General features: G+C 54.1%; 22 protein-coding genes. 9 read left to right on the plus strand and 13 right to left on the minus strand.

The window, feature by feature from the left end; genetic code table 11:
• Nucleotides 1-68: 68 nt before the first annotated feature.
• From J4E70_RS13505 to J4E70_RS13525, 5 genes are all read right to left on the minus strand, one after another.
• Nucleotides 69-602, minus strand: coding sequence for a DUF3035 domain-containing protein (locus tag J4E70_RS13505; protein ID WP_213890168.1), 534 nt, complete (start codon nucleotides 600-602; stop codon nucleotides 69-71).
• A 40-nt stretch (nucleotides 603-642) separates the two neighbouring features.
• Nucleotides 643-1,110 (minus strand): signal peptidase II, encoded by a 468-nt coding sequence (lspA, locus tag J4E70_RS13510; RefSeq protein ID WP_213890169.1) that lies wholly within the window; start codon nucleotides 1,108-1,110, stop codon nucleotides 643-645.
• 13 nt (nucleotides 1,111-1,123) lie between these two features.
• Complete coding sequence (purH, locus tag J4E70_RS13515) at nucleotides 1,124-2,725, minus strand: bifunctional phosphoribosylaminoimidazolecarboxamide formyltransferase/IMP cyclohydrolase (RefSeq protein ID WP_213890170.1); 1,602 nt, start codon at nucleotides 2,723-2,725, stop codon at nucleotides 1,124-1,126.
• Nucleotides 2,726-2,749: 24 nt separating this feature from the next.
• Nucleotides 2,750-4,453 carry a heparinase II/III family protein gene (locus J4E70_RS13520; RefSeq protein WP_213890171.1) on the minus strand — a complete coding sequence of 568 codons (1,704 nt, stop codon included), beginning with the start codon at nucleotides 4,451-4,453 and terminating at the stop codon, nucleotides 2,750-2,752.
• Between the two features lie 173 nt (nucleotides 4,454-4,626).
• Nucleotides 4,627-5,901 carry an RsmB/NOP family class I SAM-dependent RNA methyltransferase gene (locus J4E70_RS13525; protein ID WP_213890302.1) on the minus strand — a complete coding sequence of 425 codons (1,275 nt, stop codon included), beginning with the start codon at nucleotides 5,899-5,901 and terminating at the stop codon, nucleotides 4,627-4,629.
• A gap of 76 nt (nucleotides 5,902-5,977) precedes the next feature.
• Between J4E70_RS13525 and J4E70_RS13530 the strand changes: the two genes are divergently transcribed.
• The gene (locus tag J4E70_RS13530; RefSeq protein WP_213890172.1) at nucleotides 5,978-6,157 is read left to right on the plus strand and encodes a DUF1674 domain-containing protein; all 180 of its coding nucleotides are present in this window, start codon (nucleotides 5,978-5,980) and stop codon (nucleotides 6,155-6,157) included.
• Nucleotides 6,158-6,174: 17 nt separating this feature from the next.
• On the opposite strand, the gene dapB is transcribed toward J4E70_RS13530, so the two are convergent.
• Complete coding sequence (gene dapB / locus J4E70_RS13535) at nucleotides 6,175-6,987, minus strand: 4-hydroxy-tetrahydrodipicolinate reductase (protein WP_213890173.1); 813 nt, start codon at nucleotides 6,985-6,987, stop codon at nucleotides 6,175-6,177.
• A 99-nt stretch (nucleotides 6,988-7,086) separates the two neighbouring features.
• Between dapB and rbfA the strand changes: the two genes are divergently transcribed.
• The 7 genes from rbfA (at nucleotide 7,087) to pnp (ending at nucleotide 13,474) form a co-directional block, all read left to right on the plus strand.
• On the plus strand, nucleotides 7,087-7,512 hold the full coding sequence (gene rbfA, locus J4E70_RS13540; protein WP_213890174.1) for a 30S ribosome-binding factor RbfA: 426 nt from the start codon (nucleotides 7,087-7,089) through the stop codon (nucleotides 7,510-7,512).
• Nucleotides 7,509-8,246, plus strand: a complete 738-nt coding sequence (locus J4E70_RS13545) for a phosphodiester glycosidase family protein (RefSeq protein WP_213890175.1) — start codon at nucleotides 7,509-7,511, stop codon at nucleotides 8,244-8,246. Before rbfA ends, J4E70_RS13545 begins: the two co-directional genes overlap by 4 nt.
• A gap of 57 nt (nucleotides 8,247-8,303) precedes the next feature.
• Nucleotides 8,304-9,209 (plus strand): tRNA pseudouridine(55) synthase TruB, encoded by a 906-nt coding sequence (gene truB, locus J4E70_RS13550; RefSeq protein WP_213890176.1) that lies wholly within the window; start codon nucleotides 8,304-8,306, stop codon nucleotides 9,207-9,209.
• A gap of 76 nt (nucleotides 9,210-9,285) precedes the next feature.
• Nucleotides 9,286-9,798 carry a DUF1643 domain-containing protein gene (locus J4E70_RS13555; protein ID WP_213890177.1) on the plus strand — a complete coding sequence of 171 codons (513 nt, stop codon included), beginning with the start codon at nucleotides 9,286-9,288 and terminating at the stop codon, nucleotides 9,796-9,798.
• A 219-nt stretch (nucleotides 9,799-10,017) separates the two neighbouring features.
• Nucleotides 10,018-10,737 carry a calcium-binding protein gene (locus tag J4E70_RS13560; RefSeq protein ID WP_213890178.1) on the plus strand — a complete coding sequence of 240 codons (720 nt, stop codon included), beginning with the start codon at nucleotides 10,018-10,020 and terminating at the stop codon, nucleotides 10,735-10,737.
• 166 nt (nucleotides 10,738-10,903) lie between these two features.
• Complete coding sequence (rpsO, locus tag J4E70_RS13565; RefSeq protein WP_213890179.1) at nucleotides 10,904-11,173, plus strand: 30S ribosomal protein S15; 270 nt, start codon at nucleotides 10,904-10,906, stop codon at nucleotides 11,171-11,173.
• Nucleotides 11,174-11,338: 165 nt separating this feature from the next.
• Complete coding sequence (gene pnp, locus J4E70_RS13570; RefSeq protein WP_213890180.1) at nucleotides 11,339-13,474, plus strand: polyribonucleotide nucleotidyltransferase; 2,136 nt, start codon at nucleotides 11,339-11,341, stop codon at nucleotides 13,472-13,474.
• Nucleotides 13,475-13,544: 70 nt separating this feature from the next.
• Here the strand turns inward: pnp and J4E70_RS13575 are convergent, their stop codons facing one another.
• Nucleotides 13,545-14,192, minus strand: a complete 648-nt coding sequence (locus J4E70_RS13575; RefSeq protein ID WP_213890181.1) for a peroxiredoxin — start codon at nucleotides 14,190-14,192, stop codon at nucleotides 13,545-13,547.
• 145 nt (nucleotides 14,193-14,337) lie between these two features.
• On the opposite strand from J4E70_RS13575, the gene J4E70_RS13580 reads away from it, so the two are divergent.
• A complete protein-coding gene (locus J4E70_RS13580) occupies nucleotides 14,338-15,777 on the plus strand; it encodes an aldehyde dehydrogenase family protein (RefSeq protein WP_213890182.1) in 1,440 nt (479 codons plus the stop codon).
• A 56-nt stretch (nucleotides 15,778-15,833) separates the two neighbouring features.
• Here J4E70_RS13580 and J4E70_RS13585 read toward each other — a convergent pair whose 3' ends face one another.
• The 6 genes from J4E70_RS13585 to J4E70_RS13610 form a co-directional block, all read right to left on the minus strand.
• Complete coding sequence (locus J4E70_RS13585; RefSeq protein ID WP_213890183.1) at nucleotides 15,834-16,481, minus strand: RluA family pseudouridine synthase; 648 nt, start codon at nucleotides 16,479-16,481, stop codon at nucleotides 15,834-15,836.
• 64 nt (nucleotides 16,482-16,545) lie between these two features.
• Nucleotides 16,546-18,993, minus strand: coding sequence for a GcvT family protein (locus tag J4E70_RS13590; RefSeq protein ID WP_213890184.1), 2,448 nt, complete (start codon nucleotides 18,991-18,993; stop codon nucleotides 16,546-16,548).
• Nucleotides 18,994-19,089: 96 nt separating this feature from the next.
• Nucleotides 19,090-20,103 (minus strand): GlxA family transcriptional regulator, encoded by a 1,014-nt coding sequence (locus J4E70_RS13595; protein ID WP_213890185.1) that lies wholly within the window; start codon nucleotides 20,101-20,103, stop codon nucleotides 19,090-19,092.
• 5 nt (nucleotides 20,104-20,108) lie between these two features.
• A complete protein-coding gene (locus J4E70_RS13600; protein WP_213890186.1) occupies nucleotides 20,109-21,005 on the minus strand; it encodes a homocysteine S-methyltransferase family protein in 897 nt (298 codons plus the stop codon).
• Nucleotides 21,002-21,490 (minus strand): pyridoxamine 5'-phosphate oxidase family protein, encoded by a 489-nt coding sequence (locus tag J4E70_RS13605; RefSeq protein WP_246531760.1) that lies wholly within the window; start codon nucleotides 21,488-21,490, stop codon nucleotides 21,002-21,004. The genes J4E70_RS13600 and J4E70_RS13605 overlap by 4 nt, the downstream gene beginning before the upstream one ends.
• A complete protein-coding gene (locus tag J4E70_RS13610; RefSeq protein ID WP_213890188.1) occupies nucleotides 21,457-23,904 on the minus strand; it encodes a GcvT family protein in 2,448 nt (815 codons plus the stop codon). Before J4E70_RS13610 ends, J4E70_RS13605 begins: the two co-directional genes overlap by 34 nt.
• Nucleotides 23,905-23,912: the final 8 nt, after the last annotated feature.

Genomic DNA, 23,912 nt, shown 5'->3' on the forward strand with positions numbered 1-23,912 from the left:
CAGGTGCACAACCATCGCGCTGTCCGCAAGCCCATCCAACGAGGTTGTGATAGCGCCTTAGGTTGTTATCACTCAGGCAATGGCGGGGCAGAGGGTGTTCGTACACCCAAATTGCGAAACCGCTCCAGTTCTTCAAATTCATCCAGAGTCTGTTCTTTGTAGGTTCGGTAATAAAGATTTGCACCGAAAATACGTCGCAAAAACTGCTCTCGGTTGCCACGACGTACGTTCTCGTCGTCAGCAGCAAGCGCTGTGCGAATATCAGAGGCTACTCCATAACGGGTCGTATGGCTGACGAGTGCTACGTCACCCTCAACAACGCCCGTGCGCTGAAGCTGCTCTGGTCGCCCACCAAGCGCTGCGACAGCATCGGCCTTTGGCGTCGGGTCCGTCAGGTTCGTACCACCCGGCGTGGGGGGTGGCAGTGCTTCGGAAAATTCAGGTGCCTGCAGTGGTTTCGTCGGAAGAATTGCAAATTCGTCCGGGCCACTTCCGCTATTGCGAAAGGTCATCAGCTGTGGCGTCTTGCGGTTCTTACCGCACGCCGACAAGGCAAGGACCGCCACCATGACGATAACAATCCCGCTATAAGCTCTTCGCATCCGACACTCCTTAACTCTTCTTCGCTTTTTAGCGCATGTTTCAGGGCGCGTCACGGGGCTTCTTTTCCCCCGTAAATATCACCAACCCCAAAGCACCAGCAAAGATTGCTATGTCAGCTACATTAAATGCGTATGGGTTTTCAATCCCACAACACGACATGTTCAGAAAATCCGCGACCGCCCCATACAGTAACCTGTCCAAAACATTGCCGAGCGCACCGCCAACCAGTATTCCGGCGGACAGGTAGGCAATTTGGGTCTTCCCCTCTTTATACACCCACACCAGGACCCAGGTCGAAATACCTATCGCCAAGGCAATCAGAAACCAACGCGACACATCCAGAATGCCAAAGTTGATTCCTTCATTCCACGCCATCCTGAAATTAAGATATGGGGGGATAACGTCAATTTCCCCCAGACGCTTCAGGTCCAGCAAATGAACGACAAGGTACTTTGATATCTGATCAGCTAGAAAGGTCGCGAAACCAGCCCAAAATACCCACCGCATCTGCAATTCCTTTTTAGTGGCGAAAGTGGCGCATGCCGGTAAAGACCATCGCGAGACCTGCATCATCAGCAGCCTTGATCACGGCCTTATCACCCATTGATCCGCCGGGATGGATAACCGCTGTTGCACCCGCTTCGGCGGCTGCAAGCAACCCGTCAGGAAATGGAAAAAACGCATCAGACGCCACAACAGACCCTTGTGCAAGTGGGGCGGCAAGACCAAGCGCATCAGCCATGTCCTGCGATTTACGTGCAGCAATACGCGAACTGTCAACGCGACTCATCTGGCCCGCACCGACGCCCACGGTTGCCCCATCTTTCACATAAACAATCGCGTTTGATTTAACATGTTTCGCGACCTTCCACGCAAACAACAGATCGGCAAGCTCTGCATCTGTTGGCGAGCGCTTGGTGACAAGCTTCAAATTGTTCTCCGAGATATGCCCGTTGTCCTTGTCCTGAACGAGCAAACCACCCGAAACCTGACGATACGACAGCAAAGCCGCCGTCACATCCGGCAAACCAGCCGTTGTCAGCAAGCGAAGGTTCTTCTTTTTTCTAAAGATTTCCATAGCATCGGCATCAGCGCCCGGCGCGATGACAACTTCGGTAAAGATTTTGGAAATCTCTTCTGCGGTCGCCCCGTCAAGGGGCTGGTTCAGCGCGATGATCCCTCCAAAGGCACTGGTCCGATCACAGTCAAACGCGCGCTTGTAAGCCTCAACCATGGTTGCGCCAAGCGCGACGCCACAAGGGTTTGCATGTTTTATAATGGCACAGGCCGGGCCATAATTTGGGTCTAATTCTGCAACCAGCTCAAAAGCTGCGTCTGTATCGTTGATGTTGTTGTATGAAAGTTCCTTACCCTGATGCTGCACAGCCGTCGCGACACCGGGCCGGTCGCTGCCATCCAGATAGAACGCCGCTGACTGATGCGGGTTTTCTCCATACCGCAGAGTCTGCGCAAGCGTTCCGGCAAAGGCCCGACGTCGTGGGGTTTCAACACCAATGGCCGATGCCATCCAAGTTGAAACAGCAGCATCGTAAGCCGCTGTACGTGCGTAAGCGGTTTGCGCGAGCTTCTTGCGAAATTTGGGGCACGTCGCCCCACTGTGCTGGTCCATATCGCCCAGCAGCTTTTCGTAATCTTCCACGTCGACAACCACGCTGACAAAGGCATGGTTTTTCGCCGCGGCCCTGATCATCGCCGGACCACCGATATCGATATTCTCGATACAGGTGTCATAATCCGCGCCCTTCGCAACCGTTTCTTCAAACGGATAAAGGTTCACGACCAGCAGATCGATCGGTGCAATGTCATGGGTTTCCATCGCTGCAAGGTGATCGGCATTGTCGCGCAACGCGAGCAACCCGCCATGCACATTTGGGTGCAACGTCTTCACCCGCCCGTCCATCATTTCCGGAAAGCCAGTCACATCCGCGACATCGGTTACCGTCAACCCTGCATCGCGCAGCGCCTTGGCAGACCCCCCCGTCGACAACAACTCTACCCCACGCGCGGCCAGCGCCTGCCCTAGATCTGTCAGCCCTGTCTTGTCAGAAACAGAAATCAAGGCACGGCGGATGGGTGTGTTGGCAGGGGCGTTGTTGGTCATCAGATCATTCCAATTTGGCGTTTGCTACAGCGTTGGGATGTCATCCTGCTCAAGATCGCGAATGCCCGAAGGGGTGTCCTGCGCCTTGGCCAGAGTCCATCCAACGCGCACCGCATACTCCATGGCGCGTCCAGATAGAACGATTTGTTTCGTCGCACGTGGCTTTAATCGATTTTTTTCAAGGTAAACGCTCGGCTCGAGCATCATTTTTGAAAATCCATCATGGCGGAAAACCCAAATTTCACCGCTTTTCAAAACCAGAGAGACTGCAGAGCCCCCTAAATCCAGCGCTGCATCCACATCCGGGTGCAGATGAAACCGCACACTGAAGTCGATTCCCTGCAATTTCGCCCGGTTCATCATTCGGTCAAACTGCTTTTTGCTCTTGTCACCCAACACGGCCAGCGTATCGCCCCCGCTGAGCGAGCGGCCATCAATGCTGAGCACGAGTTCACGCGCATGTGTCAGGCCATGTGTGCTGACATACCCGCTGTGACTGCCGTGGAACGAAATGCCGTCCGCACCTGCGGCCTGTTGAACGCTTATTTTCTTTGGAACATCCGTCAGCAATTCCCGTCTATGTCCGCCAATGAACCGGCTGGGACCCAAACGTGCCGACGAGAACCCGTCGATTCCCAGCGTTGAATGTGAGGGCGTTGCGCGCCCGGCGCGCCGCCAGCTTTCCCCAAATGAAATGCCAGAGCCGCAGTTTACGATCATCGGCCGCCGACCGGAGGTCAGTTCAAACGCAAGTGTTGAGGCATGACCGTTATAGGATGCCCGTCCGGCCGGTGGCGCACTAGCATCTATAATAATGCTGGTACGCCCTGTGCTTAGCCTGGCGTATCCCATCGACAAGCCGGTGTTTGCGCCAGCCCGAACGCCTGATGCTGCCAGGGCATGGTCCAACCGTCCCACCAACCCGCGCCCGCCACCGTGAAACCGCGCCAAGCCACCGTCACTGTGGCGCAAAGCACGAAGCGTCGGGGCTATTCGTTCAATAGCGGAAATATGTTCCTTCGCGGCTATTCGCCCTGCCCCGGCGAGCGCCGATGCCGCCCACGTTAGCAGGGTAAAGACCTCAAGAAGCTCTTCCGGGTTTCGGGTTGGGATACCGCCCTCGTCATCAATCTTTGCTGCGCATTCCCGGGCGAGCGCCTGCATGGCCGTATTTACAAAGCGTTCCATTCCGGTCAGGGCAAGACCTGCGTAAATCAACCCAGTCAGCGCCTCGAACCGTGGCAACCCGCTGCTCGCCGCCTGCCAGCGACGACTAAGAAAGATCGTTTGCTGCGCAAGTGACCGGAAGTAGGCGATAGACATTTCTCTGTCCTGCCCATTCAGCAAAAACAAAGCGTGATTTATCCAACGGATCAAACGACGACCGGTCAGATCCGGCGTCCAGCCCGGGCCATGCCCACCGCCGTAACGCGCGATCCATTCGCTAAGCCATGTTTGCGCACGCTGACGCGCAGGGCCATCTGCGACTGAAGCCAGATCATCCAGCCAGCCAAACCCCTGAAGCTCTTCTTCAAAGCTCGAATCAGGCATCGGCAAATCCCAGATTCCCGTCTCCGGCGCTTCGACCAGATACCCGGCAAACAGGAAATTGCCCGCCGTCAATTGGCGACCCTTAGCGAATGTTCCAATGGTGCGTGGCTCTGGCTGCGAGACAAAACCTGTTGCGGCGCGCGCCAACGCACTGCGTCGCGCCTGAATGCGGTTCATTGTCCGCGTCAATTTAGCGGACCAGCTTTCTGATTTGGACACGGCCTGCCTCGCCTCACCCTGTGACTGCTATATGCGCCGAATACGCATAGAATTTGCATGCATTCTGCATTGCGTTTTGCCGCATGATACGCCCCACAGGCAATGCTGTCACCGACGAATTGCGTGAAAGGCTAATCCTTGCGCAAAACAGCCATGTAGAAACCGTCCATTCCGCCGCGTTCTGCCCAAAAATCCGGGCGCAGCCTGAGCCCGCCTTCGGATGTGATCCAATCGGGCTCTATGCCATCTAGCGCTGGCCTTTCAATATGCAGATCAGGATGGTGTTTCAACGCATCTTCCACCTGAATTTCGCCCTCGTCAAAAAGTAGACTGCATGTGCAAAATACCATCCGACCGCCGGGCTTTAGCAAGCTTAGGGCATGATCAATCATGCGCTCCTGAAGCTTAAAAAGTTGCGGAAAATCAGAACCATCTTTGGCATAGGGCAAATCCGGATGCCGTCTGATCGTACCCGTTGCTGTGCAAGGTGCATCCAAGAGTATCGCATCATAGGGCCCACCGTCCCATGTCAGTGCATCTCCAATTTCCAGCCGTGCATCAAGCTGCGTGCGTTTCAGGTTTTCCTCAACCCTCGCCATTCGCGCTTTTGACAAATCCAGCGCTGTTACATCTGCCCCTGTCGCTGCGATCTGCATGGTCTTCCCACCCGGTGCAGCGCACAAATCAAGCACCGCTTCACCTTTTTGTGGGGCCAGCAATTTCACCGGCAGTGCCGCCGCCGCGTCCTGCACCCACCAATCCCCTGTCTCGAAACCCGGCAGAGCGGTCACCTGCCCGGCATCCTGCAATCGCACACTGCCGGTCGGTAGAACCTCTCCGCCCAGTTTCCTTGCCAATGCCTCTGATTCCGCGCCTTTCGGAGTCAGATCAAGCGGCGCCCCAGCAGTATGCGCCGCCTCCACCGCGACAACAGCAGGTTTTCCATAGTCAGCAATCAACGGTTTCCGCAGCCATTTGGGCAATTGCGGCGCCGCGAGACCCGGCCAAAGCGCCGGACCCTGATCAGCCACTTTGCGCAATGTTGCGTTGACCAGTCCTGAAAAGCTTTCGGTCTTTGGGCCTTTGCGCGTGATATTTACAGCCGAGTTGACAACACCATGCGCAGCTTCGCCTTCAACGCAGATCTCCATTACGGCAAGACGCAGAACGTTCATAACCCAGAGCGGCGGCATTTTTCGCAAGTACCTGCCAAGCAAACGGTCGGCCCGTGCCATCCAGCGCAAGGTCTGCAACGCAAGGCGCATCGCGCGGGCCGCCTCGGCAGGATCTAGCCGCGCAAGTGGGCCTTTTCCGCCAGTCAGTTCTGACAACAAGCGCCCGTCTTTCATTACAGCATCCATTAGCTGAACCGCCGCGAGTCGTGGTGCCACACCTTGCTGAGACATCATGCGCCTTTCTGAATGCTTGTTTCTTCAGCCACCCGGCGTATATCAAGGACTGGCCTACCACAAGGAGCGCCTGATGAAAGACACGCCCGAAAAAGACCTGCCCCCTGCAGCCCGGCGCGCCCTTGCCGAAGCCGAGGAGCGTCGCAAAAAAGCAGCGAAGACCAAACTTCCCAGGGAACTTGGCGGGCGCGATGGCCCGGAACCAGTTCGCTATGGTGATTGGGAGAAAAAGGGAATCGCCGTCGATTTCTGATCCGAGTCAGGCTGCCATCACGAAAGCCCTAGTACATCCATCATATCGTATTCGCCGGGTTTATGACCCTGCCCCCAAAGCGCAGCTTTCAGCGCACCCCGGGCAAATATGCCCCGGTCAGTTGCCATATGGCGCAGCACGATACGTTCGCCCTGCCCTGCAAACATGACATCGTGCTCCCCAACGATATCGCCACCCCGGATCGCGGAAAAACCAATGTCACCGCGCTTGCGTGCACCAGTGATTCCGTCACGACCACTGTCGCTCACGTCTGCCAAATGTACGCCGCGTCCTTCGGCAGCCGCCTCGCCCAGCATAAGCGCAGTTCCGGATGGTGCGTCGACCTTATGGTGGTGGTGCGCCTCTATCACCTCAATGTCAAAATCTTCGTCCAGCGCTGCGGCGACCTTTTTTGTCAACTGAACCAGAAGGTTAACCCCAAGGCTCATGTTTCCGGCCCGCACCACAATAGCGTGTCGTGCGGCAAGCCTGATCTTTTCCAGATGCGTTTCTTCCAGACCGGTTGTGCCAATCACATGAACGGCCCGGGCCTGCGCTGCCAATGCGGCAAATTCCACAGTTGCATCAGGCGTTGTAAAATCGATGACAGCCTGTGCCTTGGCAAAAGCATCGAGCGGATCATCGGTTACGGCGACCCCCAAGGCAGTTCCCCCCATCGCGACACCGAGGTCCTGACCGATCCAATCGTGACCTGTCCGTTCGACCGCGCCAACCAGCTTTGCGCCCTTGCTTTCCACAACCGTGCGGATCAACATTTGCCCCATGCGGCCCGAGGCCCCAGTGATCACAATTCCCGGCAGATCAGACATGTCACAACTCCTTCATTCGCTTAGGCAGGGCATAGCCTGTTGGCCCCGCCTTGCAAAGCCTCGCTTGCGAAGCACTGTGAACACGATTAGATGAGCGGCATGGCAAAGAACTCACATCTCAGCGCACGCGGCCCTTCGCAACGTCAACTTCGTGTTGGCGAACTTATTCGGCGGACTCTGTCCGAAATTTTGATCCGGGGCGAAATCCACGACCCTGATCTGAACCGCATGTCAATCACCGTCAGCGAAGTGCGCGCAACGCCCGATCTGCGCGTCGCCACAGCTTTTGTTCTGCCGCTTGGTGGGCAGGGTAAGGAAGAGGCACTCGATGCGCTACGCCGCAACCGATATGAGGTTCGCCGCGCTGTGACCAAGGCACTCACGCTCAAGGTCTCGCCTGAAATCCGTTTTGTGATCGATGAAACCTTTGACCGGATGGACGAAACGCGCCGCTTGCTCAATCAGGAAACCGTACGCCGGGATGTTGAAAAGCCCAGCGAGGATGAAGGCAGCGCCGAAGAATGAAGCTTTGGGCCAAAGCTCTGATCGCAGCTCTTGGCCTTCTGGCCTCTCCCGCTTATTCGGGGTGCAAGGCCGTCACCCATCTCAACATTCCATTTACGATCTGCGAAGTCGGTGTTGATGATGATCTGCGTCTTTGGCACAGTGATTCCGAAGGCACGCTTTACGGAAGCTTTGGGGCAATCGACAGTGCGCTTGGAGAGGATGAGACCCTCAGCTTTGCCATGAACGCTGGCATGTATCATCAAGACCGCAGCCCTGTTGGCCTATTCATTGAAAACTATGCTGAGCGGAGTGAAATCGCCTCGGGCGGGGGATATGGCAACTTTGGGCTGACCCCAAATGGCGTGTTCTGTTTTGGTGACGGGACAATGCAGGTGATTGAAACCGGCGCCTACCGCAATGCCGATCTGAACTGTCGTTATGCAACCCAGTCCGGCCCGATGCTGGTGATTGACGGAAACCTGCACCCGCGGCTGCTGCCGGACTCTGATTCTCGCTATATCCGCAACGGTGTCGGCACCAGTGCCGATGGCAAACGCGCCATTTTTGCAATCTCGGATCGCCCCGTGAATTTTCATAATTTCGCAACGCTGTTCCGTGACGCGCTTGGCCTTTCAAACGCGCTTTACTTTGACGGTTCCGTTTCGCGGTTGCTTGCTGCCGACCTTGATCGTTGGGACATTGGCCTGCCGCTTGGGGTGATTGTTGGCGTTGTTGTTTCTGCCAACCGTTGACGCATGGGCGTCTTGGCGTTAGCACGCACCCCTTGAATTGAATGGAAAGGTCACCTGATGGGACGCAGACGCAAAGGACGGAATATCTCCGGCTGGATCGTAATCGATAAACCTGCGGGCATCAGTTCCAACGCTGTCGTCAACAAGCTCCGCTGGGCGATGGATGCACAAAAGGCAGGGCACGCAGGTACGCTTGACCCCGAGGCGACTGGTGTTCTGGCCGTTGCCCTTGGTGAGGCCACCAAAACTGTCCCCTACGTCACGGACGCGCTAAAGGCGTATCGGTTCACCGTGCGGTTTGGGCAAGCGACAAACACAGATGATACCGAAGGCGAGGTTATCGCGACTTCTGATATTCGCCCGACCGATGAAGAAATTGTCGCGGCTCTACCTCAATTCACCGGTGACATCATGCAGGTCCCGCCCAAGTTTTCTGCTGTGAAAATCGACGGGGAGCGTGCCTATAAACTTGCCCGCGATGATGAAGATTTTGAAATTGCCGCCCGACCGCTCTGGGTTGAAGAACTGGTAATGGTGGAGCGTCCGGACGCAGACCATGTGGTGCTGGATATGACCTGCGGAAAAGGTGGCTATGTTCGTTCCATCGCCCGTGATCTGGGGGTGGTACTAGGTTGCCTTGGCCATGTTCAGGAATTGCGCCGTATCTGGTCTGGCCCCTTTGACGCCGAGGATGGTATTTCGATGGAGCTGGTTGAGAAGCTCGCTAAGACCGGAGAGCTTGACGCCTATCTTCGTCCGCTTGAAATGGGCTTGGAAGACCTGCCTGAACTCAGGTGTACTGCGGAAAGCGCCGCCCGCCTTCGAAACGGCAACCCTGGTATGGTCCTGACATCGGACGTTGAATACGGCGACGAGGCCTGGGCATCTCTGGATGGAAAAGCGGTTGCCGTGGGACTCTACAAAGCTGGCGAATTGCACCCTTCGCGCGTGTTTAATCTTTAGGGTGCTTCAGTTTAAACTCTTCAAACAGTTTAAAAACAGCATCAAAAAAACTTAGAAATGTTACAAGAACAGGCAGATGATCACCCGAACGCACCAAAAAGGCGATGCCCCCTCGACAGCGGTCTATTCAGATTGCGAACGATACCGTTATTCGCTGACCCGTGTTTGGGACCCAAATGGGCAAAAGGCATTCTTTATCATGCTGAACCCATCGACAGCGACTGAAGTACAGAATGACCCAACTGTTGAGCGTTGTGAAAGGCGTGCACGTGCCTTGGGATTTGGAGCATTTCGCGTCGCCAATATTTTTGCCTGGCGCGACACTGACCCACGAAAAATGCGCGCTGCGACTGACCCGGTTGGACCGGAGAATGATGTTGCAATAACAGAGGGTTGCCAGTGGGCAGATCAAGTCATTTGCGCCTGGGGAACACACGGTGAGCATCTTGGGCGTGGGGCAAACGTCACCACGCTTGTGCGTGCGACCGGACGGCCGCTCTATCATCTTGGGCTTTCAAAAGCGGGTCATCCCAAACATCCGCTTTACATCGGATACTCGGTGCAGCCCGAGCTTTGGGACCTTGGTTAGAGAAAAGACTTTCAAAACCTGAAATCAAAGCCATATTCGAAAGCTGGCAAACGCCAAGCACTGGCTTTCAATTTCAAGCTTCATTCAACCGATTGTTAAAATTTGAAACACTCGAAACTCGGATCAATGCGTTTCCCGCGTTAGGATGGGTCTGCTGCAAATCGCCCCTGCGATCTGCTTTCTTTTTATGTTTCTTGTAGGTGCACCATGTTGGAATTAATGAGTTTATTTGGAGTTTTACTGGTCGGAACCGTTGCGAGCGCGATTGACGACACGGATGACGAAGAACCGGATATTCAGAAAGGAAAGGACACCGCAGACACGATTGATGGCGGTGAAGGCGACAGCATATTGAATGGTCAGGGCGGTGACGACGAAATTTTCGGACACAATGGTGACGACCTGCTGGATGGCGCAGATGGGAATGACACACTGAACGGCAGCGACGGAAACGACTTGTTGTTGGGAGGTGACGGAAACGACCAACTTCAGGGTGGCGCGGGGCAAGATATTTTGATCGGCGGATTGGGCGGTGACAGTCTTCAGGGCGGCGACGGTGACGACAGTTTGTCTGGGGTTCTGCTAAATGACGAAAATATCGACACTGACACACAGGACTATCTGAATGGAGGTGCCGGGGACGACAACATTACAATAGGTACAAACGACATCGCCTCTGGTGGACCGGGCTCTGATACCTTCAAGATGGGGGATTGGGTCACTGCGGGTGAAGGCACCACAATCATGGATTTTGATACCTCTGAAGATACACTGGTTTTGATCTACGATCAGACCGAAGCGGCCGCGCCAAATGTAACAATCGAGTCTGATGAAGATGACCCCGAAACCAACCATGTAATGCTAAATGGAGAGCGGCTTGTCGCGCTTCCCGGGACCGCCGGTTTAACGGCTGATCAGATTTCGCTTTTAGGTGTCTGAAACAACGGCAAATCAGAACTAAAAGCAAAGAATTCGCTTTCCTTTTCAGTAATTTCTTCTTATACGCGCGCATCCGTCCGGGTTTCCTTGGCGGACAACTCTCCATGGGCCTTGCTGGACGACATCCCGGCCTGCGCCATCAACCCTTTGTAACAAGGAGACCCCGATGTCGATTACTGTAGAAGAAAAAGCACGTGTAATGAAAGAGTTCGCGACCAAAGAAGGTGACACAGGTTCACCCGAAGTTCAGGTTGCTATCCTCTCTTCACGCATCGCGACACTGACCGAGCATTTCAAAACCCACAAAAAGGATAACCATTCTCGCCGTGGTCTTTTGATGATGGTCGCCCAGCGCCGTAAACTTCTGGACTACCTTCGTGGCAAAGAAGAGCAACGCTATCAGGACCTGATTAAGCGCCTCGGTCTGCGCCGCTAAGCTGATAAAATCGCGCCTCCTGAGGCGCGATTTTCTTTTAATCCGCACGTCTGTTTCACCGGGCCCGATGAGACGGACAGGATACTAAATCAGGGCCAGAGGCATCCGGCCTCTACGCAATCGGCCACCGGGGATACGCCCCAAACGGCCAATATAGGAAACGTCATGTTTAACGTAACGACGAAATCGATGGAGTGGGGCGAAGAAACGCTGACACTCGAAACGGGCAAGATCGCCCGCCAAGCCGACGGCACAGTGATCGCCACTTTGGGTGAGACCTCTGTCATGGCTGCTGTAACTTTTGCGAAAAAGCAAAAACCCGGTCAGGATTTTTTCCCTCTGACCGTTCATTACAACGAAAAATACTATGCCGCTGGTAAAATCCCAGGTGGCTTTTTTAAACGCGAAGCGCGGCCAACGGAAAAAGAGACGCTGACAAGCCGTCTGATCGACCGCCCAATCCGCCCGCTGTTTGTTCCTGGCTTCAAGAACGAAGTTCTGGTGATCTGTTCCGTACTATCGCACGATCTGGTGAATGACCCCGATATGGTTGCGATGATTGCTGCCTCCGCAGCGCTTACGATCTCTGGCGCCCCTTTCATGGGCCCAATTGCCGCGTGTCGCGTAGGTTTTGTGGATGGCGAATACATCCTGAACCCTGAAATCGACGACATGCACGACCTTCGCAACAAACCTGAACAACGTCTGGACCTTGTTGTCGCCGGTACAAAAGATGCCGTGATGATGGTTGAGTCTGAAGCTTATGAGCTGAGCGAAGCTGAAATGCTTGGAGCTGTGAAATTCGGCCACGAACAAATTCAACCAGTGATCGACCTGATCATTGATCTGGCCGAAACTTGCGCGAAAGAGCCCTTTGATTTCCAACCAGCCGATTACGCTGAACTTTACGATGCTGTAAAAGCTGCTGGTGAGAAAGACATGCGGGCCGCATTTGCAATTCGTGACAAGCAAGAGCGTACGACCGCTGTTTCTGCGGCGCGTGAAGCTGTCAAGGCGACGCTGAGCGATGAGCAACTGGCTGACGAGAACCTTGGTTCTGCTTTCAAAAAGCTAGAATCCAGCATCCTGCGTGGCGACGTCGTTGCCACAGGAACCCGGATTGACGGCCGTGATACAAAAACAGTTCGTGCGATCAGTTCAGAAGTTGGCATCCTTCCACGCACCCACGGTTCTGCCCTGTTTACACGTGGTGAAACGCAAGGCTTGGTTGTCACAACGCTTGGCACCGGTGATGACGAGCAGATGATTGATGCGCTGAACGGCATGTTCCGCTCAAACTTCTTGCTGCACTACAACTTCCCTCCCTATTCGGTGGGTGAAGTTGGTCGCTTCGGCCCTCCCGGTCGTCGTGAGATTGGTCACGGTAAACTAGCGTGGCGCGCACTTCAGGCTGTTCTGCCTGCTGCAACAGACTTCCCATACACGATCCGCCTTGTTTCAGAGATCACTGAATCCAACGGCTCTTCGTCGATGGCGTCGGTCTGCGGTGGTTCATTGTCGATGATGGATGCAGGTGTCCCTTTGAAATCACCAGTTGCTGGTGTTGCTATGGGCCTGATCCTTGAAGATGACGGCAAATATGCGATCCTGACGGATATTCTGGGTGACGAAGACCACTTGGGTGATATGGACTTTAAAGTTGCCGGTACCGAAGATGGTATCACCAGCTTGCAGATGGATATCAAGATTGCAGGGATCACACCTGAAATCATGGAGAAAGCCCTGGAACAAGCCAAAGACGGCCGGATCCATATCCTGAACGAAATGGCGAATGCACTGAGCGAAGGCCGGAACGAATTCTCGGCCCACGCACCACGCATCGAAACCATGACCGTTCCAACGGATAAAATCCGCGAAGTCATCGGTTCTGGCGGCAAAGTCATCCGTGAAATCGTTGAAGTATCTGGCGCGAAAGTCGACATCAACGATGATGGTGTGATCAAAATCGCCTCTGCCAATGCAGATAGCATCAAAAAGGCCTATGACATGATCCATTCGATCGTGGCAGAACCTGAGGAAGGCAAGATTTACGACGGTAAAGTTGTTAAGATCGTCGACTTTGGTGCTTTCGTGAACTTCTTTGGTAAGCGCGATGGTCTGGTCCATGTGTCACAGATCGAAAACCGCCGTCTGAATCATCCATCGGATGTTCTGAAAGAAGGTCAGGATGTGAAGGTCAAACTGCTTGGCTTTGACGACCGTGGCAAAGTGCGTCTGTCGATGAAAATGGTCGATCAGGCAACTGGCGAAGAAATCAAAGAAGACAAAGCAGACGCCTAAGTCTGACATGCTTCAAAAAATAAAGCCCCGGTGTTTTCACCGGGGCTTTTTCGTTTAATCGGAAACTTGTCTAGAGTTTGACCTTGCGCACATAAGGCAGGGGTTGATCAAATTCACCGAACTTCTCGCGTGCCTGCTCGTCATTCAGCGAAAGGGCAATGATAACATCCTGACCGGTCGTCCAGTTTGCCGGTGTTGCGATCGGAGCGTTTGCTGTGGCTTGCAGGCCGTCAAGCGCGCGCAGAACCTCGGCAAAGTTTCGGCCCACTGTCATTGGGTAGGTCATCGACAATTTCAGTTGCTTGTCCGGGCCAATAATGAATACTGAACGTACCGTTGCTGAATCAGCTGGCGTTCTTCCATCCGGCAAGTAAGCTTCGGCTGGCAGCATATCGAAAGCCTTCGATACCTCTAGGCCTTCGTCAGCAATGATTGGGAAATCGACCGTTGCGTTGGAATAACTTTCAATATCGCCGATCCATTTCTTGTGATCCTCAACACCATCGACGGAAACACCGATCACCTTGGTGCCACGTTTCGCCCATTCGTCAGACAACTGCGCGACGACACCAAACTCGGTCGTGCAAACAGGTGTAAAATCCTTTGGGTGAGAAAAAAGAATTGCCCAGCTATCACCAATCCAGTCATGGAAACTAATTTTTCCCTGGCTTGTTTCAGCCGTGAAATCAGGAACTTTATCGTTAATGCGGAGTGCCATGGATGATTCCTCTTTTTACCTGTCGCAAACAGAAAACAGCCGCGACTCGTGTTGCAAGTATAGGTATCGCAAGAACTACAATCCAGAGCACTTGCAGCTTCTTTCGGAGAATGACAGGGTGGCGCCAAAATAAAGGATGAGTCCCATGATCAACAAACGTAACTTCTATATTGATGGCAAATGGGTCGCCCCGGCGGTGCCAAATGACTTCGATGTAATCAACCCTTCGAACGAAGAGGTTTGCGCGACGATTTCTCTCGGAGGTCAGGCCGATACTGACAAAGCTGTGGCAGCAGCACGCGACGCTTTTGAAACATGGTCGTTTGTTTCAAAGTCCGAACGAATAACGCTTATTGAAAAACTGCTTGAAATTTACAATACGCGCGCCGAGGAAATGGCGCAGGCGATGAGCATGGAGATGGGTGCTCCGATGGATCTGGCCCGTCAACAACAAGTAGGCGCTGGCAGCTGGCACATCGAAGGTTTTCTGAATGCTTTCAAAGATTTTCAATTTGAACGCCCCCTTGGACCGCAAGCCCCGACTGAGCGCACAATGTTGGAACCAATCGGCGTCGCCGCATTAATCACCCCGTGGAACTGGCCCATGAACCAGATCGTTCTAAAGGCGATCCCGGCCATCGCTGTAGGGTGCACCGTCGTGCTGAAACCCTCCGAGATTGCGCCGCTTTCTGGCCTGCTCTTTGCCGAGTTCGTTGACGAAGCAGGTTTCCCACCCGGCGTTTTCAACCTTGTTAATGGCGACGGCCCTGGCGTTGGCAGCCAGCTGTCTGTTCACCCCGGTGTCGATATGGTTAGTTTCACCGGGTCAACCCGTGCGGGCATCGCAATTTCCAAAGCCGCTGCAGATTCGCTTAAGCGCGTAAGCTTGGAACTTGGTGGTAAGGGCGCGAACATAATTTTTGCCGATGCAAACCCCAAAGCGGTGAAGCAGGGTGTGATACGCTGCATGCGTAACACTGGCCAATCCTGCAATGCTCCAACCCGAATGCTGGTTGAACGCTCACGCTACGACGAAGCACTGGAACAGGCGCAAGCCGCTGCTGAAGCAACAACCGTTGGGCCGGCTTCCGAAGAAGGCCGTCATATCGGCCCGGTTGTGTCAGAGTTGCAATATAACAAAATTCAGGGCCTGATCGAAAAAGGCATCCAAGAAGGTGCGCGGTTGCTCGCAGGGGGTCTTGGCCGCCCCGAGGGCTTGAACCGCGGTTACTACGTACGCCCAACCGTTTTTGGCGATGTGACACCGGATATGACAATTTTCCGCGAAGAAATCTTTGGGCCTGTCCTGTCCATTATGCCGTTTGACAGCGAAGAAGACGCAATCGCAATTGCCAACGACACTGTTTATGGCCTGACGAACTACGTTCAGACGGAAGATGACGCAAAACGCGAACGCGTTGCGCGGCGCCTGCGCTCTGGCATGGTTGAGACCAACGGTGTTGGCTTTGGTCAGGGCTCGCCGTTTGGTGGCTACAAGCAGTCCGGTAATGGCCGCGAAGGTGGCGTGTTCGGGCTAGAGGATTTCCTGGAAGTCAAAGCCGTCTCTGGTCTGGCAGCAGAGTAATCCAACAACGGGCGGCGCCTTTCGGGGCGCTGCCGCACGACTCCCAATGTCCATTCTTAGAACGGGCATTGGGCGGAAAACCTCATCCCGCGGCCGCCGTCCGGATGGCGTAAGTTCAAGCTTTCGGCGTGAAGCATCAGGCGCGGCGCATCCAGAGCATCTCCAGTCGCATAGAACGGGTCACCCAAAATTGGATGACCAATCTCTCGCATGTGAACGCGAAGCTGATGGCTGCGCCCGGTCTGCGGGTATAGTCGTACACGCGTTGCATTTTCTTCGTATTTCACAACGCGCCAGTCAGTGACGGCAGGTTTGCCAGTTTCATGATTGACGTGTTGCAATGGGCGGTTCGGCCAATCGACAATGAGCGGCAGGTCGACAGTGCCCGTCTTTTCCGCGACACGGCCCCAAACTCGCGCAACATAGACTTTTTTCATCTGTCGTTTTTCAAATTGCAGGCCTAGGTGGCGTTGCGCCTGAGCAGAAAGAGCAAATACCATGATGCCCGACGTGTCCCGGTCAAGCCGGTGTACAAGCAGAGCCTCTGGAAAAACTGCCTTTACACGCGATATCAGGCAGTCGGCCAGATGTTCACCTTTCCCCGGAACAGACAAAAGACCTGATTGTTTGTCGACAAGCAACAAATGATGGTCACGGTGCACTATGACCAGCGGGTCGTTCGGCGGGTTGTAGTCATCTGACACGGTGTGCTCCTTGATCTTGCAAGCTTCCTCGCACGAACTGCGAAGAAGCCGCAAGAGAGCAACGTTAAACCTTGGTGCGTTCTGCTTTCGGGTCGTACATTGGTTTTAACGAAACATCGGCTTTGACGCGCGTTCCCATGACATCAATCTCGTAATTTGACGCCAGTACATCTACAGCGCTTTCACCTTTGCATGGAACATAGCCCATGCCAATTGCTGCGCCGAGCGTGTGACCGTAATTACCAGAACTAAGGTAGCCAACGATCTCGCCATCCCGAATGACGGGTTCGTTGTGGTAAAGCAGCGGTTCAGAGTCCTGCAATTTGAACTGAAGCAAGCGGTTTACCAGCCCACTTTCCTTCTTGGCAAGCACTGCATCGCGTCCAATGAAATCAGGTTTCGCGGTTTTTACGGCAAAGCCAAGCCCGGCTTCCAGAACATGATCTTCGCAAGTGATGTCATGACCAAAGTGGCGGAAACCTTTTTCAATCCGGCAGGAATCCATCATATGCATTCCGCAGAGTTTCATGCCCATGCCCTGGCCCGCCGCATATAGCGTTTCAAAGGCATGACCCGCCATGTCAGAGGAAACGTAGATTTCCCAACCAAGTTCACCCACGTAAGTCACGCGGTGTACGCGGGCGAGACCCATGCCAAGCTCAATCTCTTGCGCGGTGCCAAATGGGTTTACCTCGTTTGAGAAATCGGCGGGGGACACCTTCTGTAGCAGTGCGCGCGCATTTGGCCCCATGACAGCCAAGACACCTTCACCTGCCGTGACATCAGTAATGACAACATTGAAATCACCGATGTGGCGCTTCATCCATGTCTGGTCTGCAAGTCGCGTGGCCGCAGGGGTGACAACCAGATAAGCTGTTTCTGACAGCCGTGTCACTGTGACATCTGCCTCGATCCCTCCACGATTATTAAGGAATTGCGTATAAACGATCTTGCCTACAGGCACTGAATAATCCCCGCCCCCAACGTAATTCAGGAACGCCTCTGCATCGCGGCCCTCAACACGGATTTTACCGAACGATGACATATCGTACATGCCAACATTTTCGCGCACCGCACGGTGTTCCGCCGCAGAATTTTCAAACCAGTTCTGACGCTTCCAGCTGTATTGATATTCTCGCTCCTGCCCTTCATTGGCGTACCAATTTGCACGTTCCCAGCCAGCGATTTCCCCCATGACTGCACCGTGATCAAGCAAGTACTGATGGAACGGCGTGCGCCGAATGCCACGCGCCGTGTCTTTTTGCCGATAGGGGTAGTGATCGGCGTAAAGCAACCCCAGCGTTTCTTTGGAACGCTCAAACAAGTAATGCTTGTTGCCCTGAAACGGTTGCATCCGGCTGACGTCAACATCCCCCAGATCAAAAGGTTTTTCACCCTTATCCATCCATTCTGACAGCGCCATGCCAGCGCCACCCGCAGACTGAATTCCGATAGAGTTAAAGCCTGCTGCAACCCAGAAGTTATCCACTTCTGGTGCAAGACCCAGATGGTAAGCGTCATCGGGCGTGAAGGACTCCGGGCCATTGAAAAACGTGTGAACCCCGGCTTCTGCCAACATTGGCAACCTGTTACAGGCGTTTTCAAGAATTGGCTCAAAATGATCAAAGTCTTCAGGTAACTGGTCAAACTCAAAACTGTCAGGAATACCATTCATACCCCAGGGTTTTGCGTTTGGTTCAAACGCACCCAAAAGGAACTTGCCCGCATCTTCTTTGTAATATGCGCATTCGTCAGGAACCCGAAGAACAGGCATCTGGGTAAGCCCCGCAATTGCCTCGGTCACGATGTAAAAATGTTCACAGGCGTGAAGCGGTACATTCACACCTGCCATACGGCCAACCTCGTGCCCCCACATTCCAGCGCAGTTTACTACCATGTCGGCAGCAATGTGGCCGGTCTCGCCGTTCTCATCTTTCCAGTCAACGCCCGTAACGCGGCGGCCATCTTTTACGATGCCTGTAACTTTGACGCGTTCTCTTACAAGCCCGCCTCTTTGGCGTGCCCCCTTTGCCAGTGCCAGCGCGATATTCGCCGGATCGCCCTGCCCATCGGTTGGCAGCCAGACACCTGCTTTTACGCCATCCAGATTGATATGCTCGTAGCGCTCTTTAACTTCGGCTGGTGATATTTCTTCGACCGGAACACCAAATGCCCGCGCCATCGCCGCGCTGCGATAAAGCTCTTCTTTACGTTCTTCAGTCAGCGCCACAGAAATCGACCCAACCTGCCGTACACCGGTTGCAATACCGGTTTCCTCTTCCAGGCCAAGGTAAAGCTCGGCAGAGTAGCGTGCCAGTTTGGTCATGTTGGACGACGCCCGTAGCTGGCCAATCAATCCCGCTGCGTGCCATGTGGTCCCGCTAGTAAGCTGTTTACGCTCAAGCAGAACAACATCTTTCCAGCCAAGCTTGGTAAGATGATAGGCTACTGAACAGCCGATTACGCCACCGCCGATGATAACCACGCGGGCCTTTGTGGGAAGAGTGCTCATTGTCTTTAAGTCTCCGAAGGAAGAGTCGCATTTATTTCACTATGGCACGGATTTTCGACGCAAAAGGCATGAAATACGCCAGCGAAATTCGGAAATTCACACATTTGCCGGTTTAAAACATTTCGCGCGGCGCTGTTTGCGAATGACAAACGGCGTGATACCGAAAAAGCTTTTGTAAAGACTCGAAAACCCGTTGGAAAAACCGCAGGCCAGGCCGACCTCACCTACGCTGAGTGTGGTATTTAAAAGCAGGTTGTTTGCCTTGGCCAGACGCAGCTCTCGATAATAGGTGTTGGGCGTTGTGCCGAGAAAAGTGCGGAATTTACGCTCCAGGGATCGGTTTGAAATTCCAAGCGCTGCGACCAATTCGCTGATCGGCAGGGGGTCCTCAATATTGGACTGCATTATCTCGATGCACTGATCAAGCTCACGATCCCCTGTTGTGGTACCCTGATCGCCGCCAAAGGGTTGCCGCGTGGAAAAATCGCGAATTTTTTCATGTAAGAAAATATTCGCAACGGTCATCAGAGCAGCAGCAGAGATATGCCGACGTATCACCGCCAAAACAACGTCCAGCGTGGTGCTCATCCCGGCACAAGTCACAATCTGTCCATCCTCGCTGGCAATGGCATTATCAGCGTCAAACAGACCCATGCGTTCACGCAGGATAACAGAGTTTTCCCAATGTGTTGAAAGCTTGCTCGCGCTTTCGCCGCGTTGCTTGATATAGCGGCTCGCAGCCTCTGCCAGAAGAAAGACCTGCGCGTTGCGGTAGGTATAGCTCGAAATGACCAACCCTAAAGAGAGCTCGGCACAATCAGGGTCACTGTTGCCAATGATAAACGCATAGTCCGCAGCAGGTTTGTCGATGAAGGGTTCGGTATTCACAAATGCTTCGCTCAGGCTTTGAACCGGGCCGCCATTTTCTGACCTGTAGGTCCAGCCAAATACAGGTGTTGCCAGCACCCGATTGGTCGTTCGCAAAGCGTCAACCACCGCTGCGGCTTCCGTCAGAACAAACCCATCAGACACAATCACATCGAAATGCCAAACGCGGTGATCTGACGCAGGCAGTGAATTACCTGAACGAGGCTGGCTTCGCGTGCTCATCTTAATCAGACAATCTCATGGCCATCGGCCTTTAGCCGATGCGCCAGTTCCGCGATATGGGCTGGCCCAACCTCGCAACAACCACCAACAATTGTTGCACCCATGTCAACCCAGCACATCGCAAAATCAGCATATGCTACAGGGTCAAGATCAGTTCGCGCTTCAAGTACGTCAACTGTTGGGCGATCCTCCAAAAAAGCGTCGGAAATACGCGTAAAGCCGTTTGCGTAAGCGCCAAAGGGTTTGCCAAACCCCTTGATAATCTCGAGCGCAGTGGCCACGGCTTCTGGTCGTGAACAGTTCACCAAAACGGCTTCTGGTTGGTATTTTCCTACGACCTGCGCCAGTTCTTCGACGCCTTCGCCTGAACGCAGTTTGCTACCATCATCGTCGTCAACCGTTACCGATAACCAAACTGGTTTCCCGCTCTTCACCGCTGCGCGCATCGCGCCTTCTGCTTGTTCAACCGACGCCATCGTTTCAGCACTAAACAAATCGACTCGCGGCGCCATGATCTGCACCAATTCGTCGTAGACACGTTCTGCTTCCTCAGGAGGGGGGCAGAGTTCTGGCCTGTATGAGGCCATAAGTGGCCCCAGCGCCCCGGCTATCCGCCCGGAACCGTGCTTGCTTCGCGCAGCTTCTGCCTCACATAATGCACAATCCAAAAGTTCCGGCAGTTTATCCGCCATGCCTACGGGTTCCAGGCGGTCGCGCAAAACAGTATAGGTATTCGTCGTGGCAATCGTCGCGCCAGCAGCGAAATAGTCGTTGTGCACATCCCCCACAATGCCCGGTTTTTCAATCATTACACTGGCAGACCAAAGCGGCGTTGGCCGGTCTCCGGCGCGATGTACAATTTCCTGACCTATCGATCCATCCAACAAAGTAATCCTGCTCATGGGTAAATCTCCGCATATTTGGCCTTGTAAAGCACGATCATATCTTCTTCCGTTGCGCCATCATCATAAGGCGGTGTCGTGAGCGGTTTAGCGTCTTCTACCGGGATCACGACAATCCGGTTCACCCTCTTTGCCAGATCACCCCAAAGAGTCTCCCATTCCGGATAAATCCGGGCAAACTCGTCCGACCCACTTTCAACAATCCGGGTCGTACCGCGCACCCGAACACCTTTCCGCTTCCACTGATCGACGAAATTCACTTCGACTTCTGCACAATGGCCAAGATTGGCGATTGTTTGCGGTGACCGGATTTCGCCAAAAGCTATCGTTTCTTCATCCAGTACAACAAATGTACCTTTCGGCGATAGGCTGGGGCGACCATCCGATGTAACAGTCGCAACAAACCCAAGTCGGAAGGTTTCTATAACCCCCCGTGAAAACGCGTTTAGCTTCACGCCCGCAGCCTTTCGTTTGCTGAATCCCAAAGCGGCTCTTCCTTTTGAACGACCGCACGGCATCGCTCACCGTATATTTCGACTTCGAGCTCGGTTCCGGGCGCCGCAAGATCTATCTGCACCATACCAAGCGCAATCGAGGCATTCACGCGATATCCCCACGCACCCGACGTGGTTTCACCAACGACCTTTCCATCGTGCCAGATCGTTGACATGTAAGGTGCATCCGCTTTGCCAGCATCTACGACTAGCGTAACAAAGGATTTTTTCACGCCCTGCTGTTTCTCTGAAAGGATAGCGGCTTTGCCCGGGAAATCCTGCGGCTTGTCGAGCTTTACGAAACGCTCCAGCCCACCTTCAAGCAGCGAATAGTCAGTGGACAGATCGGCTTTCCATGCGCGATAGCCTTTTTCCAGCCGCATCGAATTCAACGCATACATACCGAAGGGTTTGGCTCCACCATCAAGGATCGCATCATAGATCGCAGGCATATGTTCGTTCAGCGCGTGGACTTCCCAACCCAACTCGCCTGCAAAGGATACACGGATGAGAAAAGCCGGCTGCCCCGCTACCGTGGCCGCCTGATGGGTCAGCCACCCTGTTGACAGATCTGCGTCGGTCAATTCGGTCAGGATGTCGCGCGACTTTGGTCCGGTTACAATCAGCGTATCGCGGGTTGTGGTCACATCTTCGACGGTCACACCTTTGGGCATCGCGTTCACAAGAATATCTCGATCATGCCACTGCGCGGTTGCCGCAGTGATCATCAAGAACTCGTTCTCGCCCGTTCGAATGCAGGACATCTCGGTCAGGATTCGGCCCCGGCTGTCAGAAATATAGACGAGGTTGATCCTGCCCACCTTGGGCAACCCCCCGCTAACCAGCCCCCGCAACGCTTCGGCAGCCCCGTCACCACGCAACTTAAAGCGCGAGAAGCCGGGAAGGTCGAGCACACCGCAATTGTCGCGAACGTTCTCGCATTCTTCCTTGATGCGTTGCTCCCACGGGCCAGAGCGGTTCCATGTGTGGGTTGCCTCCAACGAGGTATCGTCACCGTCTTTAGCAAACCAGTTGGCACGCTCCCAACCGTTATAGGCGCCCATCACGCCACCCAATTTCTTGATCTTAGCGTGCACAGGCGACAGCTTTTTGTTGCGGCCCGCAGGCCATTCGTGATGCGGGAAATGCATGGCGTATTCATTGCCGTATGTCTCCATCCCCTTTTGCACGCAATAGTCGTGGTCCGTGTAATCTGTATAGCGACGAGGATCGACAGCCCACATGTCCCATTCGGTGTAACCATCGATGATCCACTCGGCCATGCATTTACCCGCGCCACCACCCTGAGCAATTCCAAAAGTGAAGGAATGCGCCTCGAACGCGTTTTTCACACCCGGCATCGGGCCGAGCATCGGCAATCCGTCAGGGGCATAAGGGATCGGGCCGTTGATGACACGGTTGACACCAGACGTCCCCAGCAACGGCACCCGTGCCATAGCATCTTCGATATGCCATTCGATACGATCGAGGTCATCGGGATAAAGCTGAAACGAAAAATCCTCGGGCATCGGGTCAGCCGGATCCTCCCACGCGGCTTTACAGGTGTCTTCATACGGACCGAGGTTGAAACCATTCTTCTCCTGGCGAAGATAATAAGAGGTGTCCACATCGCGCAGCAGCGGCAGCTTGCGACCATTTTCCTTGGACCACTCGATGATCTCAGGCACCTCTTCCGACAGCAGGTACTGGTGGCTCATCACCATCATCGGAACTTCGCGACCACCGTAAGGCTCAAAAAATTTACCAACACGCTGAGCGTAGTACCCAGCAGCATTGACCACATAGTCGCATTCGATGTCACCCTTATCGGTATGCACGATCCATGTATCATCTTGCTTTTGGGTTACACCGGTCGCCGGGCAGAAACGGATAATCTTCTGCCCCATATCGCGCGCGCCCTTGGCCAGCGCCTGAGTAAGCTGCGCTGGATCGATGTCGCCATCCTCCGGATCAAAGAGAACACCCGCAAGATCGTGCGTTTCCAGGAACGGATAGCGCTCCTTGGCTTGGCCGGGCGTCAGAATTTCAATATCTATGCCCTGGTAGCGGCCCATCGCTGCGGCACGTTCGAACTCCTGCATCCGCTCTTTACTATGTGCCAGACGAAGTGAACCAGTCTGGTGATAATTCATCGGATAATCAACTTCTTCACCCAAACGCGAATACAACTCAGTCGAGTAACGCTGCATGTTCATGATTGACCAGCTTGTGGAGAACGTTGGCACGTTCCCGGCAGCATGCCATGTTGAGCCTGCTGTCAGCTCGTTCTTTTCTAGCAAAACACAATCGGTCCATCCCGCTTTTGCCAGATGATACAGGGTAGATGCGCCAACGACGCCGCCGCCAATGATGGCCACGCGGGCCTTTGCTGGAATGTCTGCCATGGTTCGTC

This window comes from Pseudohalocynthiibacter aestuariivivens (assembly GCF_018457175.1).
GTDB classification, from domain to species: domain Bacteria; phylum Pseudomonadota; class Alphaproteobacteria; order Rhodobacterales; family Rhodobacteraceae; genus Pseudohalocynthiibacter; species Pseudohalocynthiibacter aestuariivivens.